This is a genomic window from Blautia sp. JLR.GB0024 (genome assembly GCF_037000545.1).
GTDB classification, from domain to species: Bacteria; Bacillota; Clostridia; order Lachnospirales; family Lachnospiraceae; genus Blautia; species Blautia celeris.
The window spans coordinates 293,302-312,596 of record NZ_JBANBF010000006.1 but is presented as its reverse complement, the minus strand read 5'-3'; the positions used below and the strand labels follow the sequence as shown (position 1 = coordinate 312,596).

At 49.1% G+C, this 19,295-nt stretch carries 20 protein-coding genes and 1 pseudogene; 15 read left to right on the top strand and 6 right to left on the bottom strand.

Going from position 1 to position 19,295, the window contains the following annotated elements:
- The 3 genes and pseudogenes from V8Q34_RS16145 to V8Q34_RS16135 form a co-directional block, all read right to left on the bottom strand.
- Positions 1-90 (bottom strand): annotated as a pseudogene (locus V8Q34_RS16145) (manganese catalase family protein); the annotation flags it as partial.
- A gap of 18 nt (positions 91-108) precedes the next feature.
- Positions 109-369: a spore coat protein CotJB gene (locus V8Q34_RS16140; RefSeq protein WP_033142230.1), complete on the bottom strand. Its 261-nt coding sequence runs from the start codon at positions 367-369 to the stop codon at positions 109-111.
- The gene (locus tag V8Q34_RS16135) at positions 366-653 is read right to left on the bottom strand and encodes a spore coat associated protein CotJA (protein ID WP_225305288.1); all 288 of its coding nucleotides are present in this window, start codon (positions 651-653) and stop codon (positions 366-368) included. The genes V8Q34_RS16140 and V8Q34_RS16135 overlap by 4 nt, the downstream gene beginning before the upstream one ends.
- Positions 654-866: 213 nt before the next feature.
- Between V8Q34_RS16135 and V8Q34_RS16130 the strand changes: the two genes are divergently transcribed.
- Both V8Q34_RS16130 and V8Q34_RS16125 read left to right on the top strand, forming a co-directional pair.
- Positions 867-2,168 (top strand): phenylacetate--CoA ligase family protein, encoded by a 1,302-nt coding sequence (locus V8Q34_RS16130; RefSeq protein WP_335835909.1) that lies wholly within the window; start codon positions 867-869, stop codon positions 2,166-2,168.
- Between the two features lie 17 nt (positions 2,169-2,185).
- Positions 2,186-2,623 (top strand): ACT domain-containing protein, encoded by a 438-nt coding sequence (locus V8Q34_RS16125; RefSeq protein ID WP_033142228.1) that lies wholly within the window; start codon positions 2,186-2,188, stop codon positions 2,621-2,623.
- Between the two features lie 97 nt (positions 2,624-2,720).
- On the opposite strand, the gene V8Q34_RS16120 is transcribed toward V8Q34_RS16125, so the two are convergent.
- A complete protein-coding gene (locus V8Q34_RS16120; protein WP_033142227.1) occupies positions 2,721-3,245 on the bottom strand; it encodes a hypothetical protein in 525 nt (174 codons plus the stop codon).
- Positions 3,246-3,427: 182 nt separating this feature from the next.
- Between V8Q34_RS16120 and V8Q34_RS16115 the strand changes: the two genes are divergently transcribed.
- The 11 genes from V8Q34_RS16115 (at position 3,428) to V8Q34_RS16065 (ending at position 15,287) form a co-directional block, all read left to right on the top strand.
- The gene (locus tag V8Q34_RS16115) at positions 3,428-5,248 is read left to right on the top strand and encodes a glycerophosphodiester phosphodiesterase (RefSeq protein ID WP_335835908.1); all 1,821 of its coding nucleotides are present in this window, start codon (positions 3,428-3,430) and stop codon (positions 5,246-5,248) included.
- Between the two features lie 23 nt (positions 5,249-5,271).
- A complete protein-coding gene (locus tag V8Q34_RS16110) occupies positions 5,272-6,486 on the top strand; it encodes an FtsW/RodA/SpoVE family cell cycle protein (protein WP_181014481.1) in 1,215 nt (404 codons plus the stop codon).
- Between the two features lie 212 nt (positions 6,487-6,698).
- Positions 6,699-6,932, top strand: a complete 234-nt coding sequence (gene acpP / locus V8Q34_RS16105) for an acyl carrier protein (protein ID WP_033142225.1) — start codon at positions 6,699-6,701, stop codon at positions 6,930-6,932.
- A gap of 218 nt (positions 6,933-7,150) precedes the next feature.
- Positions 7,151-8,089 (top strand): ACP S-malonyltransferase, encoded by a 939-nt coding sequence (fabD, locus tag V8Q34_RS16100; RefSeq protein WP_103731204.1) that lies wholly within the window; start codon positions 7,151-7,153, stop codon positions 8,087-8,089.
- Positions 8,090-8,127: 38 nt separating this feature from the next.
- The gene (fabG, locus tag V8Q34_RS16095; protein ID WP_335835907.1) at positions 8,128-8,868 is read left to right on the top strand and encodes a 3-oxoacyl-[acyl-carrier-protein] reductase; all 741 of its coding nucleotides are present in this window, start codon (positions 8,128-8,130) and stop codon (positions 8,866-8,868) included.
- Positions 8,869-8,877: 9 nt separating this feature from the next.
- The gene (fabF, locus tag V8Q34_RS16090; protein WP_335835906.1) at positions 8,878-10,113 is read left to right on the top strand and encodes a beta-ketoacyl-ACP synthase II; all 1,236 of its coding nucleotides are present in this window, start codon (positions 8,878-8,880) and stop codon (positions 10,111-10,113) included.
- A 10-nt stretch (positions 10,114-10,123) separates the two neighbouring features.
- Positions 10,124-10,621 (top strand): acetyl-CoA carboxylase biotin carboxyl carrier protein, encoded by a 498-nt coding sequence (gene accB / locus V8Q34_RS16085; protein ID WP_103731202.1) that lies wholly within the window; start codon positions 10,124-10,126, stop codon positions 10,619-10,621.
- Positions 10,622-10,632: 11 nt separating this feature from the next.
- The gene (gene fabZ, locus V8Q34_RS16080; protein ID WP_033142220.1) at positions 10,633-11,061 is read left to right on the top strand and encodes a 3-hydroxyacyl-ACP dehydratase FabZ; all 429 of its coding nucleotides are present in this window, start codon (positions 10,633-10,635) and stop codon (positions 11,059-11,061) included.
- Positions 11,062-11,071: 10 nt separating this feature from the next.
- Complete coding sequence (locus V8Q34_RS16075; protein ID WP_033142219.1) at positions 11,072-12,412, top strand: acetyl-CoA carboxylase biotin carboxylase subunit; 1,341 nt, start codon at positions 11,072-11,074, stop codon at positions 12,410-12,412.
- A 49-nt stretch (positions 12,413-12,461) separates the two neighbouring features.
- Complete coding sequence (locus V8Q34_RS16070) at positions 12,462-14,219, top strand: acetyl-CoA carboxylase carboxyltransferase subunit alpha (RefSeq protein WP_227243769.1); 1,758 nt, start codon at positions 12,462-12,464, stop codon at positions 14,217-14,219.
- An 18-nt stretch (positions 14,220-14,237) separates the two neighbouring features.
- The gene (locus V8Q34_RS16065; protein WP_335835905.1) at positions 14,238-15,287 is read left to right on the top strand and encodes an NAD(P)H-dependent flavin oxidoreductase; all 1,050 of its coding nucleotides are present in this window, start codon (positions 14,238-14,240) and stop codon (positions 15,285-15,287) included.
- 149 nt (positions 15,288-15,436) lie between these two features.
- Here the strand turns inward: V8Q34_RS16065 and V8Q34_RS16060 are convergent, their stop codons facing one another.
- The gene (locus V8Q34_RS16060) at positions 15,437-15,766 is read right to left on the bottom strand and encodes a hypothetical protein (protein ID WP_033141218.1); all 330 of its coding nucleotides are present in this window, start codon (positions 15,764-15,766) and stop codon (positions 15,437-15,439) included.
- A gap of 130 nt (positions 15,767-15,896) precedes the next feature.
- Complete coding sequence (locus V8Q34_RS16055) at positions 15,897-17,783, bottom strand: beta-N-acetylhexosaminidase (protein WP_335835904.1); 1,887 nt, start codon at positions 17,781-17,783, stop codon at positions 15,897-15,899.
- Between the two features lie 242 nt (positions 17,784-18,025).
- Between V8Q34_RS16055 and V8Q34_RS16050 the strand changes: the two genes are divergently transcribed.
- Together V8Q34_RS16050 and V8Q34_RS16045 are read left to right on the top strand one after the other, a co-directional pair.
- On the top strand, positions 18,026-18,598 hold the full coding sequence (locus tag V8Q34_RS16050) for a chromate transporter (RefSeq protein ID WP_103731205.1): 573 nt from the start codon (positions 18,026-18,028) through the stop codon (positions 18,596-18,598).
- A complete protein-coding gene (locus V8Q34_RS16045) occupies positions 18,595-19,161 on the top strand; it encodes a chromate transporter (RefSeq protein WP_335835903.1) in 567 nt (188 codons plus the stop codon). Before V8Q34_RS16050 ends, V8Q34_RS16045 begins: the two co-directional genes overlap by 4 nt.
- Positions 19,162-19,295: the final 134 nt, after the last annotated feature.

Sequence of the window (19,295 nt, the reverse complement as noted above, 5' to 3'; positions counted from 1 at the left end):
ACCATACTGACTCATAATAAACAAAGCAGCCTTGGCATTCGGCGTTTTAATATTTATCGGATACTGTAATCTCTTCTCATAATTCCACATACTCTGACTCCCTCCTTTCTATTCCCAAGGCCACGGCTGCATCACCCAGTCCCATGAGGTGCTGCAGTCATCATCAGCAGTTGCAATGGTAAGCGGGCCATAATACATGGCGTATTCTTTCAGTGCCTCTTCACGGATGCGAATCTTATCTGTCATAAATTCCATGGCACATTTGTCATCCGGATGGGTGTCGAGGTAGAGGTTCATATCGTTGACAGCGAAGCTGACCTCATTGATCAGCTGCATTAACTGCGCTTTGCTGCGTCTGCATTCTTTCATCGACAGCCACCTCTCTTTCCACAGAATGGTTTGCACAGTTCAGGGAAGATGGTTCCCATCTGCAGTGCTTTACACAGTTCAAAGGTGGTTTTAAATTTCTGCATTGGCACATATGCCATGGTAAGCGGCAGCTTATCAGCATGTTCGTAGATTGAGGTGTTGTCTACCATATCGCAGTTACAGCCGCAGGGTGTACGGCGGCCGCAGTTGTTCCGTGCCGGCATTTCCCTGTTCGGCGGAGAATACGGACGGACGCCCTGATAATTCATTCGACATTTTTCCATATCTGGTTTTCCTTTATATTTACTTATACAGTAATATCTTATGAAAGACTGCATAAAATGTTAAATATTCTTTACGCTGAAGCGCTAAAATGGTATAATAACAAAAACGGGCCGATGCGGGGCAGAACCCGGCGGCAGGTGTTTCGGGGCAAAGGTATGGAAAGGTCCGGAATGCCGTTTTAGAGTAAAATGGATGGAAAGGAATTTACAGCAATGGAGAATTATTATCAGCCGGAAGTCGAATGTGCCTCAAGAGAGCAGATTCGCAAGTGGCAGGACGAGCGCCTGGCAAAACAGGTAAAGCACGTATATGACAACGTGCCCTATTACAGAGCAAAAATGGAGGAAAAGGGCATTGTGCCTGAGGATATCAAATCCGTGGACGACCTACATAAGCTTCCCTTCTTGACAAAAGAAGATCTGCGTGAAGCGTATCCCTACGGACTGCTGGCAGTCCCCCTTTCTGACTGTGTGCGTATTCAGTCTACAAGCGGCACCACGGGCAGAAGAGTGGTGGCATTTTATACACAGCACGATCTGAATCTGTGGGATGACTGCTGCGCCAGAGCTATCATGGCAGCAGGCGGAACGAAGGACGATGTGGTACATGTGTGTTACGGATACGGACTGTTTACAGGAGGTCCGGGACTCAACGGCGGTTCCCACAAAGTGGGTTCCCTGACACTTCCCATGTCTTCCGGTAATACAGACAGACAGATCCAGTTTATGTGCGACCTCGGCTCCACGATCCTCTGCTGTACCCCTTCTTATGCGGCATACCTGGCGGAGACCATCTGCGAGAGAGGTCTCAGGGACAAGATTAAGCTGAAAGCAGGTATCTTCGGCGCTGAGGCATGGAGTGAAGAGATGCGCCGTGATGTGGAGGAGAAGCTTGGAATCCGTGCGTATGACATTTATGGCCTTACCGAGATTTCCGGTCCCGGTGTCTCCTTTGAGTGCAGCGCCCAGGGCGGCATGCATATCAATGAGGACCATTTTATAGCTGAGATCATTGACCCGGCCACAGGCGAAGTGCTGCCGGACGGAGAGAAGGGCGAACTGGTATTTACCAGCATTACAAAAGAGGCATTCCCGCTTCTCCGTTACAGGACAAGAGATATCTGCGTACTGAACCGTGAAAAATGCTCCTGCGGCAGAACGCATGTGCGCATGTCCAAACCAATGGGCAGAAGTGATGATATGCTCATCGTCAAGGGCGTCAATGTATTCCCGAGCCAGATTGAAACGGTGCTTCTCAATAAGGGCTACCCGGCTAACTACCAGATCATCGTAAGCCGCGAGAAGAACAGTGACAAGCTGGAGGTTCAGGTGGAGATGACACCGGAAATGTTCTCTGACTCCATCCGCGAGATTGAAGTGAGAGAGCGCGAGCTGATTGAGGCTCTGAAGTCCATGCTGGGCATTTATGCAGTAGTGAAACTGGTTGCGCCGAAGACCATCGCACGAAGCGAAGGCAAGGCAAAACGCGTGATCGATAACCGTAATCTTTACTAGAAAAAGGGGGGATTTTTATGACAGTAAAACAGATTTCCGTATTTGTGGAAAATAAACCGGGTATGCTGGCAGAGCTGGCAAATGCGCTGAATGAGAATAAGATCAATATGAGGGCATTGTCTCTGGCCGAGACAAAGGATTTCGGTATTATCCGCCTAATCCTGGATGATCCCTTCAATGCAGTCAGAGTATTGAAAGACTGCGGATATGTATGCTCCATCACAAAGGTACTGGCAATCGCCATTTCCAATCAACCGGGAAGCCTTGGAAAAGTCATGCAGATCCTGGGAGACAACCAGATCAATGTGGAATACACTTATGCCTTCACCGCAGGCGTGAAAGACAAGGCATGCATGATCTTAAGGGTAGGGGACAATGAAAAAGCCATTGAAGCCCTGACGAAAAATGGTGTAAAACCTCTCTGCCAGGACGATCTGGATGAGCTGTACAGATAAAAAAGTCTGCTGCACCCGGAAACTGTCTGCATAGGACATGCTTCTGCGAAAAAAAGATGCCGCTGAATCACCGAAAAAGTGATCAGCGGCATTCTTTCTATACTTCCACAAGCATTCCCTGTACCTTGTCGTACCGGCAGTATTTTCCGTTTTCTGATATGAATGGAAAATAATCCCCGGTGCGGATATTCTTTATGTACACGATCTTGGTGGCTTTCATATAGACAAAGGAAAATCTTTCGTTAGGTGAGGAAATCCATTCAAAGAGATTCTGTTTCCCATCCTCAGCCAGTACAAGGGAGTAACCGCCCTCACAGGCATCCAGATGGAAATAGCTCCTCTTCTGTTCACTGTCCTCTGTAAATACATGGCCGTAAATATAGTCGGAAAATGTATTTTCTACAAATTTTCGGAAACTTTTGAGATTTAAAACATCTCCGGAAGCCTCCACAGTAATTCTGTCGCCCCGTTCCAGACGCGCACGGAAAATCCCCAGAATTTCAACGGCCTGGTTTAAAAAAGAAATACTGCTGTACTCCAGTGATTCCAACAAAGTATCGGTTACTTCCTTTGACAGGACAGGAGATTCCTTGGCCTGTGTATACAATTCATCTGGTGTCATAACGTTACCCTCCACTACATGTTTTTAACTACCTAAATTTATTATAATATAGAGGTTGAGAAAGTCAAGGTGAAAAGAATTATTTGTATACTTGTGTTATGGGTATAATATTTGTTAAAATAAAAGAAACAGCCAGCGCGGCATCTGTGGGCTGACAGAATCAGAGGCGGGAAGTGACAGGCATGAAACAGATTTTCAGAAGTATGTGGAGAGCAGTAAAAAAGAATATGGTCAGTCTTTTGCTTTTTGAGACAGGTTACAGAACGGCTTCCTTTCTGCTGGTAATGCATGCTGTCTCCGCTGCGGTCGATTACTCTTTGAAAGCGCAGAACTTCAGTTATCTGACGGCTGAAAACTATCTGAAATTTCTTGCAAGCCCCCTGTCTGTTGTGCTGCTTCTGGGGATTCTGATACTTATCTTACTGCTGTTTCTTATAGAGATTTCCGCCCTTTTATCCTGTTTCAGGCATTCCTACCAGGGACGGAAAATTTATACCAGCGACATGCTCATTGAGGGTGTGAAACGGTCCTGGGATTTTCTGAAAAACAGCCATGTATCCTGGTTCTGGTGTATTATTCTGGCCGCCCCCTTTTTGTCCATATATTTTCTTATCCGGGAAATTTCCTATATCAGAGTCCTGGAATTTACGGCCAGACAGATTTATAAAATAGTCAGTCCCCACTGGATTTTATACGGTCTTATAGGAATTATACTTCTCTTCTCCTTCTTATTCATCTTTTCCCTGCCCTATTGCCTTTTGGAAGAGCAGAAGAGTCGGAAGGGAATGAAAGACGGCCTGAAACTGCTGAAAAGGCAGTGGAAAAAGACGCTTCTGGGATTTGTCCTGCTTCATATAGGAATGCTGGTGTTTATTGCCCTGGTCTATGTGTTGGTGCTGGCAGGCATGACGGGCATCGCCATGCTGACAAAATCCGGTTCTTCGGTAGTCAGCTCAGTGCTCATATACAGCAGTTGGATCGACATGGGGCTTGGAATCTTTGCCGGTGCGGTGCAGTTGATCTGCAGCCTGGCATTTGTGTACGTGGTATATGCCAGATTTCATGTGCAGCCCCGGACAGAGGCTGCCATGGAAGCCATTATCCGTAACCATATCTGGTTTTCAAAAGTGGGCAGGCGGAAGATCGCGGCAGCCCTTACCCTGCTGCTGCTTCTGGGAGAGGGGACGTATCTTGTAGTCCTGGCCTCCTCACACGACAGCGCGGTGAACAGCCTGCTCACCACCATGGGCGTCACGGCTCACCGGGGAGGCGCGCTGATGGCACCGGAGAATACCATAAGTTCTCTGGGATACACCATAGACAGCGGCGCAGACTTCGCGGAGATTGACGTGCAGGAGACAAAGGACGGGGAATTGGTGCTGCTTCATGACAATTCCCTGAAGCGGACAGCCGGTGTCAATAAAAATGTGTGGGAGATGGAATATGCGGAGATAGAGAAACTGGATGCCGGTTCCAGTTTCCACAAAAAGTTCCGGGGTGAAAAAATCCCCACACTGGACGAGGTTTTAAAATTTTGTAAAGGAAGACTGGACTTAAATATAGAGATTAAGTATAATGGTAAAAATAAGGGCATTGTAAAAAAAGTGGTCAGGGTCATTGAACAGAATGGATTTGAGGACCACTGTGTCATAACTTCCATGAATTACGGATTTCTGCAGCAGGTGAAAATGGCAAACCCCAATATCCGTACCGGCTACATCATGACAATGACTTACGGAAGTATTTCACGGATCACAGCGGCAGATTTTTTCAGTGTGAAATACACATACATTGATGAAGAATTTGTCAGGGAGGCCCATTCCTTAGGTAAAGAAGTCCATGCCTGGACCGTCAATTACCGCGGTGACATCAAGCGGATGATCGATGTGGGAGCGGACAATATCATCACTGATAATCCGGTGCTGGTGCGTAAGGTAATGAACCGGGAAAGTGAGACGGAGACTGGCTTCTGGGAGCTTATGAAGTATGCCCTGAGAATATAAGACAGCTCAAGCGGAGGAAACAGATGGCATTAAATATGGCTAAAAAAGCCGGAACAGCGAAAAAGAGAAAAAGAGGCCAGCCTGTAGGCAGGTTTGCAAACAGAGTGCGCTACTATGATTTTAATCTGGTGGCAGTGGTACTGCTTCTCACCTGCTTCGGTCTGGTAATGCTTTACAGTACCAGTTCCTATCTGGCACAGGTAAAGAGGGGCAGTGACATGGCTTACTTTGGGAAACAGGCACTCATCAGCGCAGTCAGCATAGGATTCGCGCTGTGGCTGTCAAGGTTTGACTATCATGTGCTGTTTCACCTGTCACCCTTTATCTATGTGGCGGCCATGTTTTTAATGTGTCTGGTGCCTACACCTCTGGGTGTTACGGTCAACGGTGCGAAGCGGTGGCTGAAGTTCGGCCCGTCGTGGACACAGTTCCAGCCTTCTGAGATTGCCAAGATAGCTGTTATCACCTTCATTCCCTGTCTGATCATCAAGATAGGGAGGAAGATAAAGCAGTGGCAGTCCATGGTACTGCTTCTGGCGGTGGGCGGCGTGCTGGCCCTGGGCGCTTTCCTCTTGACAGATAACCTGAGTACAGGTATTATAATCGGAGCTATCACTGTACTGCTGATCTTTATGGCGCATCCCAAAATGAAACCGTTTCTCATCGGAGGAGCCATACTGGGCGGTGTGCTGGTGACTGTGATCGTCATCCTGCATATGACACTGGGAAGCGGTGTGGGGAACATTGAGGATTTCCGTCTCCGCCGTATTATGGTGTGGCTGCAGCCTGAGCATTATTCCAAGGACGGCGGCTATCAAATTATGCAGGCACTGTATGCCATCGGTTCCGGAGGATTTTTCGGAAAAGGGCTGGGCAACAGTGTACAGAAGCTGGGGCCTGTTCCGGAGGCACAGAATGATATGATCTTTTCGATCATCTGTGAGGAGCTGGGAGTGTTTGGGGGGATGATCGTACTGGCATTGTTCGGATATCTTTTATACAGGCTGTTTTTTATTGCGCAGAATGCGCCGGACCTGTACGGTTCCATGATTGTGAGCGGAATCTTCTTCCACATTGCCCTTCAGGTCATCTTGAATATCTGCGTAGTCATCAACCTGATTCCCACCACCGGAATCACACTGCCGTTTGTCAGTTACGGAGGTACATCCATTCTCTTTCTTATGATAGAAATGGGAATTGCTCTGAGCGTATCAAAACAGATAAAGTTTGAAACCTAGGAGTACCCGGCAAAATCCTATCGCAAAGGTGAGGATACATGGATTTTGCCTTTGATCGCAAGACATGAACGGCTGCACATAGAAAAGGGTTGACAAATGGTGGTAAAGAAGATATACTTTGGTCATCAAAGTATTTCAAAAAAATCAAATCAGAAAAACAAATTCACAAGATGGATTTGAATAAGATGTATTTTAAAGGAGAATAAGAAATCATGTTAGAAAAAATGAGAGAAATCATTGCAGAGCAGTTAAATTGTGAAGAAAGCGAAATCAATCCGGAAACAAATTTCAAGGATGATTTAGGAGCAGATTCTCTGGATTTATTCGAACTGGTTATGGCACTTGAGGATGAGTATTCTGTAGAAATTCCTGCTGAGGAATTACAGGAGCTGACAACTGTGGGCGCTGTTATGGATTATCTGAAAAATAAAGGCGTTGAAGAATAATAACTGTTCAGCCGGTCTGTGCATGTAACTGCGAAGAGATTGGACAGTTACATCAGATAGGTCCACACTCTGAGAAGTTTCGAGTATGGATGGAAACAAAGAAAGTGCAGATGAATGGAATCTGCCGCGGCGGTTGGCACTGCCATGGCAGGTTCTATTTTTTAAAATAATTACTTTGAAATACAAAATATTCTACAGCCAAAGGAGTTTGGGACGATATGGGAAAAACAGCATTTATATTTCCGGGCCAGGGAGCACAGTATGTGGGAATGGGCCAGGATTTTTACGATACAATGCCTGTCTGCAGACAGGTGATGGATAAAGCCGGTGAAATTACCGGCCTGGATATTCCGAAAATATGTTTTACAGAAAATGAGGAGATCCATATTACTGAGTATACACAGATTGCCATGCTGAGTGTGGAGGCAGCCATATTAAAGGCGCTTGAGCAGGAGGGGCTTGTACCTGACGTGAGCGCGGGTCTGAGCCTGGGCGAGTACGGAGCCTGCATCGCTTCGAGGGTGCTCTCTTTGGAGGATGCCTTCTTTGTTGTGCGCAAGCGCGGAATTTTCATGCAGGAGGCTGTTCCGTCAGGCGGCGCCATGTCCGCAGTCATGGGAACAGATGCGGCAGTGATCGAACAGGCCTGTCAGGAGACAGAAGGCATTGTCTCCATAGCCAACTATAACTGCCCGGGACAGATTGTCATTACCGGGGAGGAGAGGGCAGTGGCAGAGGCTTCCGAAAAACTAAAAGAGCTTGGTGCCAGAAGAATCGTTCCCCTGAACGTGTCAGGGCCGTTTCATTCTGCCATGCTGACAGGAGCCGGGGAAAAGCTGGCAGAAGTTCTGGAACATGTGACAGTCGGGGAGCCAAAGATTCCCTACGCTGCCAACGTGACTGCCCAGTATGTGACAGAGGCCTCCCAGGCAAAGGATTTGCTGATCAGACAGGTATCCTCCTCCGTGAAATGGCAGCAGTGTGTGGAGACAATGATCGCGGACGGAGTGGACACTTTCGTGGAGATCGGACCCGGAAAGACACTGAGCGGATTCATGCGGAAGATCTGCCGCGATGTGAAGATGCTGAACATCCAGACAACGGAAGATTTCACAAAAGCAGTGGAAACACTGAAAAAACAGAGTACAGAAGCATAAGCGAGATGTAAATAACCGGAAAAGTGAGGGAATATAGTATGTTGGAAAATAAAGTAGCCTTAGTCACCGGAGCGAGCCGCGGCATCGGCAGAGCCATTGCCATTGCCCTTGCGGCGCAGGGAGCCGCCGTGGTGATCAATTATAACGGTTCAGAAGAACGCGCCCGGGAAACAGCCGACGCCATCAAGAGCCGGGGTGGCCGGGCATCTCTGTACCGGTGCAGCGTCGGAGACTTTCAGGCCTGCCAGGAGATGATCCAGCACGTGATCAAAGAATACGGGCATCTGGACATACTCGTAAACAATGCGGGGATCACAAGAGACAGCCTGATCATGAAAATGAAGGAAGAGGATTTTGACGCGGTCATTGAGACGAACCTGAAAGGCGCTTTCAATACCATCCGCCATGTTTCACGCCAGATGTTAAAGCAGAGAAGCGGAAAGATCATCAATATATCATCTGTGTCCGGAATCCTGGGGAACGCGGGCCAGGCGAATTACGCGGCCAGCAAGGCAGGTGTCATCGGGCTTACAAAGACCATGGCAAGAGAACTGGCAAGCAGAGGGATCACAGTCAACGCAGTGGCACCCGGTTTTGTGGCAACGGAGATGACAGATGTACTCAGCGAGGAGATCAAAGAGGCAGCCTGCGGTCAGATTCCGCTTGGAAAATTCGGAGAGCCGGAAGATATTGCTGAGATGGTGGTATTTCTGGCATCAGAAAAAGCAGATTACATTACCGGCCAGGTCATCAGTGTAGACGGCGGTATGAACATATAGGAGGATTTCATGAAAAGAGTAGTAGTGACAGGGATGGGGGCCATTACCCCGCTGGGATTAAATGTGGATGAATTCTGGAATGGCATAAAGGAAGGAAAGCACGGGTTTGGGGAGATCACCAAATTCGATGCTTCCGAATATAAGGCGCACCTTGCAGGCGAAGTAAAAGGCTTCGTGGGCAAAGAATACATGGATGTAAAAGCGGCAAAACGTATGGAACTGTTCTGCCAGTACGCAGTGGCTGCAGCAAAAGAGGCCATTGCCCAGTCAGGATATTCCCTGGAAGAGGAGGACCCGTACAGAGTGGGATGCTCTATTGGTTCCGGCATCGGAAGTCTGCAGACTGTTGAGAGAGAGCACAAGAAACTGCTGGAAAAGGGACCGAACCGTGTGAATCCCCTTATGGTTCCCATGATAATCTCCAATATGGCAGCAGGAAATGTGTCCATCCAGTTCGGTTTAAAGGGAAAGAGCATCAATGTGGTGACAGCCTGCGCGTCCGGCACACATTGTATCGGTGAAGCTTACAGAACCATTCAGTTCGGTGATGCGGATATTATGGTGGCAGGCGGCGCGGAGTCCTGTATTACCCCGGTGGGTGTCAGCGGTTTTGCGGCTCTGACTGCCCTTTCAAAATCTACAGACCCGGAACGCTGCTCCATTCCTTTTGACAAAGAGAGAGACGGATTTGTCATGGGAGAAGGCGCAGGTATTGTTGTTCTGGAGGAGCTGGAGCACGCAAAGAAACGCGGCGCAAAGATTCTGGCTGAGGTTGTGGGATACGGCGCAACCAGTGATGCCTACCACATCACCTCTCCGGCTGAGGACGGGGAAGGTGCGGCGAGAGCCATGAAGAATGCTGTGGATGAGGCCGATATCTCCCTGGAAGATGTGACTTACATCAATGCCCACGGCACCAGCACACACCACAACGACCTGTTTGAGACAAGAGCCATCAAGAAGCTGTTCGGGGAACATGCATATAAAATGAAAGTGAATTCCACAAAATCCATGATCGGACACCTGTTGGGAGCAGCAGGAGCCGTGGAATTTATCGCCTGTGTGAAAGAGATGGAACATAATTTCGTACACGTAACCGCAGGATACCAGGTACCGGACGAGGAGTGCGACCTGGATTATGTGACAGGAAACGGTGTGGAGATGGAAATCCCCTATGCACTTACCAACTCACTGGGTTTTGGCGGACACAATGCCAGCCTGTTGATCAAAAAGTACGAAGACTAGGAGGCCGCATATGGAATTTGATAAGATCATTCAGTTAATTAAGACAGTCAGTGACTCAAACCTGACCCAGTTTTCTATGGAGGAGGGCAGTCTGAAAATCTCCATGAAGACCAACAAACAGACCAAGATCATTGCAGCACCCATGATGGCACCTGCTCCCGGACCGGATATGGGCCCGGCAGCAGGCAGCCCTGCGATGCAGAACTTCCAGTCACAGGCAGGCCCGGCCCAGACAGAGGTTACATTCCAGGAAGCTGAGGAGACCATCCTCTCCGGAAATGTGGTGAAATCCCCGCTGGTAGGCACTTTTTATAATGCGTCCTCACCGGATGCGGAGGCATTTGTAAAAGTTGGAGATACTGTAAAAAAAGGCCAGGTTCTTGGAATCGTGGAAGCCATGAAGCTGATGAATGAGATTGAGTCTGAATTTGACGGAACCGTGGAACAGATTCTGGTGGAGAATGAAGAAGTTGTAGAGTACGGACAGCCCCTGTTCGTAATCCGTTAGGAGGCGTAGATATGAAACTGAACACAAAGGAAATTATGGAGATTATCCCTCACAGACAGCCGTTTCTGCTGATTGACACCATTGAGGAGCTGGAACCCGGTGTCCGCGCGGTAGGGAAAAAGTGTGTGAGCTACAATGAACCGTACTTTGCAGGACATTTCCCGAAGGAACCGGTCATGCCCGGCGTGCTTCAGCTTGAGGCCCTGGCTCAGGTAGGTGCAGTGGCAATTCTGAGCAAACCGGAGAATAAGGGAAAGACAGCGTATTTCGGAGGCATCAGCTCCGCGAAATTCAAGACAAAAGTAGTGCCGGGTGATGTACTGACCCTGGAGCTGGAGATCATCAGGGAAAAAGGGCCTATCGGCGTGGGAAAAGCAGTTGCCAGGAATCAGGACGGCAAAATAACCACATCCGCTGAGATGACATTTGCAATCGGATAGGAGATCGGATATGTTTCAGAAGATATTAATCGCAAACAGAGGAGAAATTGCAGTCCGCATCATCCGTGCCTGCAGAGAGATGGGAATTAAGACGGTGGCAGTCTATTCAGAGGCGGACAGGGATGCCCTTCACGCGCAGCTTGCGGATGAGGCGGTCTGCATTGGCCCGGCGGCTGCACAGGAGAGCTATCTGAACATGGAGCGCATCTTAAGCGCCACCATCGCCACAAAGGCGGAAGCCATCCATCCGGGATTCGGCTTTTTGTCTGAGAACAGCAAGTTTGTGGAGATGTGTGAAAAATGCAATGTGACCTTTATCGGCCCCTCCGCAGCAGTCATCAACAAGATGGGGAATAAATCAGAGGCCAGAAGGACTATGATGGAGGCAGGCGTCCCTGTGGTCCCCGGCACCAAAGAGCCGGTGTACACTGTGGAGGAAGCACTGAAGGAAGCAGAAAAGATAGGCTTTCCCATAATGATCAAGGCATCCTCAGGCGGCGGCGGTAAAGGCATGCGCATATCTGAGAGCAGAGAAGACTTTGAAGAAAATTTCAGTACGGCCCAGAGGGAGTCTGTCAATGCATTTGCTGACAATACCATGTATCTGGAACGTTACGTGGGCAGGCCGCGCCACATCGAAGTACAGATCATCGCAGACCGGTTCGGTCAGGTGGTACAGTTAGGGGAGCGTGACTGCTCCATCCAGCGCCGCCATCAGAAAATGATCGAGGAGTCCCCTTCCTGTGCCATCTCAGAAGAGCTTCGCAGGAAAATGGGAGAGACAGCGGTGCGTGCCGCAAAAGCGGTAGGTTACGAGAGTGCCGGGACCATAGAGTTTCTGCTTGACAAAAGCGGTGAATTTTTCTTCATGGAAATGAATACCAGAATTCAGGTGGAGCATCCGGTAACGGAATTTGTCTCCGGCGTGGACCTGGTGAAGGAGCAGATCCGGGTGGCGGCGGGACTTCCCCTGTCTGTGAAGCAGGAAGATATCTGCATGAGAGGCCATGCCATTGAGTGCAGGATCAACGCGGAGAACCCAGCAAAGAATTTCATGCCCTGTCCCGGCGTGATTGAGAATCTGCATGTCCCGGGCGGAAACGGTGTCCGCATTGACACAGCGGTGTATAACGGCTATCAGATACCGCCAAACTATGATTCCATGATCATGAAGGTCATTGTCCACGACAAGGACAGAGCGTCTGCCATTGCGAAAATGAGGAGTACGCTGGGTGAAGTGATCATTGAAGGGGTGCAGACAAACCTGGATTTCCAATATGATATATTGAACCAGAAGGATTTTCTGGATGGGAATGTGACTACACATTTTATAGAAGAGCATTACGAATAACCGTTTAGGCATCTGAACAGTTATCATTACGAGTAAGGAGCAGGCAGATATGTCCAGATTAAAGGATTTATTCAAGAAGACTACCAATGTACAGGAGCCGGAGACCGAGGAGAGTAAAGTGCCCGGGGAAGAGACACCCGGCAGTGAAAACACCCCCTCCGTCCCGGAAGGTTTATGGGTCAAATGTCCCAAATGCGGGGAACTCCTCTACAAGGAAGACGTTGTAAAAAATGATTATGTATGTCCGAAATGCAAGGGATATTTCCGGATCAAGGCCAAGACCAGAATCCGTATGGTCGCGGACAAGGGATCTTTCCAGGAATGGTGTACAGGGCTTCATACCTTTAATCCCCTGGACTATCCGGAGTATGAGGAGAAGATCGCAAAACAGCAGGAAAAGACACACCTGGAAGAGGCTATCCGCATTGGTGAGGCCAGGATTGACGGCACCAGGGTGGTGCTGGGTGTCTGCGACGCCCGTTTTCTCATGGGGAGCATGGGATACGTGGTGGGGGAGAAGATCACCCGCTCCTTTGAGCGGGCCACAGAGGAAAAACTGCCGGTTATCCTGTTCTGCTGTTCCGGCGGTGCCAGAATGCAGGAGGGCATGGTATCCCTGATGCAGATGGCAAAGACTTCCGCAGCCATTAAAAGGCACAGTGAGGCAGGGCTTCTCTATATTCCTGTGCTCACAGACCCCACCACAGGCGGGGTGACAGCCAGCTTTGCCATGCTGGGAGATATTATCCTGGCCGAGCCGGGAGCGTTGATCGGTTTTGCCGGCCCGAGAGTTATTGCGCAGACCATTGGACAGAAGCTGCCGGAAGGGTTCCAGAAAGCGGAATTTCTGGTAGAGCACGGCATTATTGACGGAATCGTCACGAGGAACCTGTTGAAAAAAACCTTATCAGGGCTTGTGAAGTTTCATGAAAGAAAGAACGGCTACTGCCAGTTCACCAGGATTACTCTGCCGGAAATGGCGGAGGAAGGGGAGAAGAAACGCAGACGCAGAAACCGGGATAAGAACATGACTGCCTGGGAGCGGGTGGAGACGGCAAGGGATTCCAAACGCCCCACCAGCCTTGACTATATAGAGACTGTTTTTGAAGAATTTATGGAATTGCACGGAGACCGGGCATTTCGGGATGACGGTGCCATTGTGGGAGGTCTGGCTGTGCTGGACGGGCAGCCGGTGACCGTGATCGGTGTGCAGAAGGGGAGAAATACCAAGGATAACATTTTAAGAAACTTCGGCATGCCCTCCCCGGAAGGCTACCGAAAAGCCCTGCGCCTTATGAAGCAGGCAGAAAAATTCAACCGGCCTGTCATCAATTTCATTGACACCCCGGGTGCATTCTGCGGTATCGAGGCAGAGGAGAGAGGGCAGGGGGAGGCCATAGCCAGAAACCTGCTGGAAATGTCTGATCTGAAGGTGCCTGTGTTGAGTATCGTCATCGGCGAAGGCGGAAGCGGCGGTGCGCTGGCCCTGGGTGTGGGCAATGAGGTCTGGATGATGGAAAATGCCACATATTCTGTGCTCTCACCGGAGGGATTTGCCTCCATTCTCTGGAAGGACAGCAAGAGGGCAAAGGAAGCGGCAGAGGTCATGAAGATTACAGCCAGGGACTTGAAGAATCTGGGAATCATCGAACATGTGATACCGGAGGATATTCCTGCCTGTGCCCAGAACCTGCCGGAGATTGCCGAGGATATGAAAAACCGTATGCACCAGTTCCTTTCAGAGATGGAAGGAAAGACACCGGAAGAGCTGGCGGCCCTCCGGTATGAGCGATTCAGAAAAATGTGAGCCAGAAAGAGTTAGAGTATGAGAAAACCATTGATGATAGGTGATTTGACAGCTAAGATACCTGTGATACAGGGCGGCATGGGAGTGGGGATCAGCCTTTCCCGTCTGGCGGGCAGTGTGGCTGCCTGCGGCGGTGTAGGCGTCATATCCACCGCGCAGATCGGCTGGCGGGAGCCGGATTTTCGGGAACATCCCTTTGAGGCCAACTACAGAGCCATAGGGAAAGAGATCCAAAAGGCCAGGGAGATCGCAGAGGGCGGTATTATCGGCGTGAACATAATGGTAGCTACCCAGAGATATGAGGAATATGTGAAAACTGCGGTGAAGGCAGGCGTGGATCTGATCATCTCAGGCGCCGGACTGCCCATTGACCTTCCGAAATATGTGGAGGGCACGAAGACAAAGATCGCCCCTATTGTATCCTCCCTGAAGTCCCTGAACGTCATCTGCCGTATGTGGGAGAGAAAGTATAAGAAGGCGCCTGATCTGGTGGTCATTGAGGGACCAAAGGCAGGAGGCCATCTGGGATTTTCCAGGGAAGAGCTGGATACCTTTACAGATGAGTCTTATGACGGCGTGATTTGCTCCATTATTGAAAAGGTAAAGGAATACGGTGAGAAGTTCAGCAAAAAGATTCCTGTGGTAGTGGCAGGCGGCATTTATGACAGAGCGGATATGGACCATGCGCTTTCGCTGGGCGCAGACGGAGTACAGATGGGGACCCGGTTCGTGACGACGGAGGAGTGCGACGCCGCGCCGGAATACAAACAGGCATACATCCGGGCTGAAAAAGAGGATATCTGTATTGTGCAGAGTCCTGTGGGAATGCCGGGAAGAGCGATCAAAAATGCTTTTATGGACAGGGTGAAGACGGAAAAGTGCAGAATCGAACACTGCTATCACTGCATCGTCACCTGCAGGCCCGCAGAGATACCGTATTGTATCACACAGGCACTGGTGAATGCAGCGGAGGGAAGAGTGGAGGACGCGCTTCTGTTCTGCGGCTCCAATGCCTGCCGCTCCCATAAGATTGAAAAAGTGGAAGATATCATGAAAGAGCTTGGCTGAAATGAGAAGGTGCCGGGATAAGAAATGAAAAAGGAAAGCTGCTGATATCTGCGGGAAACCGCGGAGAGGGCAGCTTTTTTGTGTTTTAAGAGGCCCGACCGAATGATTCGACCGGGCCTCCCTAAAAGAGGATTTATTTTATGAAGGCTTTACATGTTGACCTTCATTTTATATTTTTTCTCCTGATATCTGCTTCCCTGTTCTCTGCCTTCGGTGTGCTCATTTACAGTCCCGGTGTTTTGGACACTGTGGAAATCATTCAGATGTGCACTGCCGAATTCTTCTTCCATCCAGATGTGGCGGAAGTTCTTTTTCTGCTGAATAGCCTGGCAGAATCTGCCAATCACAAAAATGGTTTTATCCCGTAACCCCGTTTCTGTTGTGCGTCTGGAAGAACGAAGCCAGTATTCCATCAAAGTCCAGCAGACTAACAGGAATCCAGCGGCAAAAATTAAAGTGACTATCAATCTTTCCAACATTATGAACACCCCTTTCCACGTTTTACTTGTTATCTTTATATTAATTCTTTTGATAAAAATAGTCAATGATTAAATGGAAGAAAAATCATATTTTCTAAATATTTAATAGTATAACAGGATTCGTTTGATTTTATACTACAGAGGCAGATACCATTTGACGCCAGATATTGTCACAGACCGGAGAGATAGGATGACCGTTCTTATCTGTGAGAACCGGCAGGCGTATCTCTTCCAGCTCTTCCAGGCAGGCAATCTTTCCCTCCGCGTAGTCTGTCATGCGGGCAGCACAGCTTTTAAGGCGTTCCATCAGACCGCCCAGCCGGATATCCAGGACTTCATATCCGAAACATTTATTTTCCGCAAACCACTGTTCCTTCAGGGCATGTTTAAACTGTTCCACAAGCCCTGCGGTTTTGATGCAGGATTCGGCAGTCGCCAGAATAGCGGCTCTGTCTTCCGCGTCGTAGGCAGCTTTCGCATCAAGGCCCAGGGTCACTTTTCTGGCGAGCACTTCACTCAGAAGCGCAAGCGTGCCAAAAACAGAGGCATACTCCCCGCCCTTTTCGGCAATGGCCCGAAGCTCTTTTGCACAGCGTCTGTAATGCTCCGGATAGGTCTGTGCATCCACATGGCAGTCATAGATGCCCATGAGGACATCCTGATACAGCAGATATCTGGCGGGGGCGGCACTCATTTTACCGGGCATAGGATTATCAGGTGTCAGGTTCGGGTTGTCCAGCTTCAGAAAATCTTCCAGCACAGCGCCGGTGCAGGCCAGAAGACGGGGCGCCAGATCCCGGTCGCCGGCGGCTCGGGTATAGTTAAATTCTGCGAAGAGTGAGAGTACGGGAAGTACGGCGGACTGGGAAGCTTCACCGCCGTCATCCCCCCATCCGGTCACAAGTACATTGGTGATGCCATGTTTTTCACATTGTCTCAGGGCAAGACGGGATACCTGCATGCTGTGGCTGATAAGAGGGGCATACCCGTTCCATTTCCAAGCACCTCCGGCAAACCCCACATTTCCGGCCAGTTCCCTGTGGTATTTCATCATCTGGTCATAGGTCTCTTCGTCTCGGGAATAGTAATCCCAGTAGAGAAGCTCTACATTTGCCGGAATCTTCTTCTTGATCTCCTCTGTGATATGGAATTCTCTGCCGTAGTATTCGCCTCCGGAGATCATTTTGAAAAACATATCACTCCACATCATAGCGGTGTATCCGTATTTTTCACAGATTTCCAGGACGCGGTGCAGATGGCGTTCCATAATATCAATGCGTTCCTCATAGCCGAAACGGTTTAGGTAAGCGCCACGGCCGATCATCTCCGCTTCATCCATTCCGATGTTGATGGTGCGGCTTTGAAAGGTCTCTGACCAGGTGCGTACCATGGCTTCTATCAGACTGTAAGTATCCTCGCTTCCGCACAACAGAATATCTCCCGTGTCATGTACCAGCTCAAAGGCAGGCCAGCGGAAAATCGCGTTTAAATGGGCCAGGGTCTGGATGCAGGGCACCATCTCTATACCGAGGGCTGCCGCGAATCTGTCCAGCTCCTGCAGCTCCTGTCTGCTGTACCGGCCCCTGAAATGTCCGAAATAAGGGTATCCCTCCACTTCATACGTGTCCTCTGTGTAGAGCATGAGCCGGTCATATCCCATGAGGGAGAGTTTGATAATAAGCCTCCTCACAAAATCAGGGCTGCACACAGCGTTGCGGGAACAGTCAGCCATGTAGGTGAGATGCTCAAAGACTGCCTGTTCTTCTTTGGCAGCGCTTTGGCGGTTTTGGGTGATCCATTCCTTGATGATCCCGAGGCCGCGGAAAAATTCAGAGGTTCTGCTGTATGTAATGCAGGCTCTATCCCCGTCCAGACGGACAGACAGGCCGCTGCCGCTTTTTTTCGAAGTGATTTCTATGCAGCGGTCCCCGGTCATATCTCTTTCCAGATATTCCGCAGCGGATAAGGCTCCGGTCATCAGAGACGGGTCTATATGTGCAAGATTAAAAATTTCCATAAGTGATCTCCTTTTCTTACTCTTCAAACTTATTCCGGTGTCCTTTTATTGTAAAGGAGTTTTAGGGAGGAGTCAACGAAAGAAACTTCAGCAGCACGGATAAAACAATAAAGATGCACCAGAATAATAATGTAAAAAGCATAGGTAAAAGACTATGATCATTGTTATGATAAAACTATTTTACAGCCATGAGAAAAGAGACTATACTATGATAAAATCATAGAATGAAAGCTGGTGTTTTTATGGAGAGAAAAGAAAAGATACGGATTTTGTGGAAGTTGTTTTATTCTACATTGTACCTGAGTGCTTTTACCTTTGGGGGAGGATATGTGATCATTACCCTGATGAAGAAAAAATTTGTAGATGAGTACCGCTGGATTGAAGAGGAGGAGATGCTGGATCTGGTGGCTATCGCCCAGTCTTCACCCGGACCCATTGCAGTAAACGGAGCCATTGTAGTGGGGTATAAGCTGGCGGGCATGGCGGGCGTTCTGGTCTCCATTCTGGGAACGGTACTGCCTCCATTTGTGATTCTCACGGTTGTTTCTTTCTTTTATGAAGCTTTCCAGTCTAATTTCTATGTAAAAACCATACTGGACGGCATGCAGTGCGGGGTGGCTGCAGTCATCGCCTCTGTAGTTTATGACATGGGAAAAGGTGTGATAGAGGGGAAGAGTCTGGTGTCCAATCTGATCATGGCGGCTGCCTTTACTGTCACTTTTTTCTTTCAGATGAATGTGGTCTATGTAGTGCTCATATGTATCGGACTTGGGGTGTTGAGGGTCCTGTGGGGAAGAAGAGGTGAGAAGTCATGATCTATCTGCAGTTATTCTGGAGTTTTCTCCAGATAGGATTATTTAGTTTTGGAGGCGGCTATGCGGCTATGCCCCTGATTCAGAATCAGGTAGTGGCTGTCCATGGCTGGCTGACCCAGAGAGAGTTTACCGACCTGGTCACCATTTCCCAGATGACACCCGGACCGATCGCCATTAATTCTGCTACTTTTGTAGGCTCTAAAATTGCAGGAACGGGAGGCTCTTTGGCAGCTACTATAGGCTGTATCCTGCCTTCCTGTATTATCGTGTCCCTGCTGGCTTATATGTATATGAAGTACAGAAAACTGGACATGATGCAGGGTATCCTGAACACTCTGCGGCCTGCCGTGGTCTCCATGATCGCCACTGCCGGCATGGCAATTCTGATTACTGCCTTCTTTGGTGAAGAGGGAGTCGTGAAATTGTCAGCTATGCGCTGGGATGCGATAATCATCTTTATTCTGGCCGTGGCGGCGCTGAGGCTGAAGAAATGGAATCCCATCCTTGTCATGGTGCTGGCCGGTGTTCTGGAACTGGTCTGGAAAGCAGCCGGCGGCCATTAAATAAGAGACTGTCTGAAGTATTCTGCCTCGGGATTTTCATGCCCTCAGTCTGAAAACACCTGGCAGGAAACTGGCATGTGGGCAGACAGTACAAAATCTATATTGTGTTTCCAGTTCCGTGAATATTGACTTTT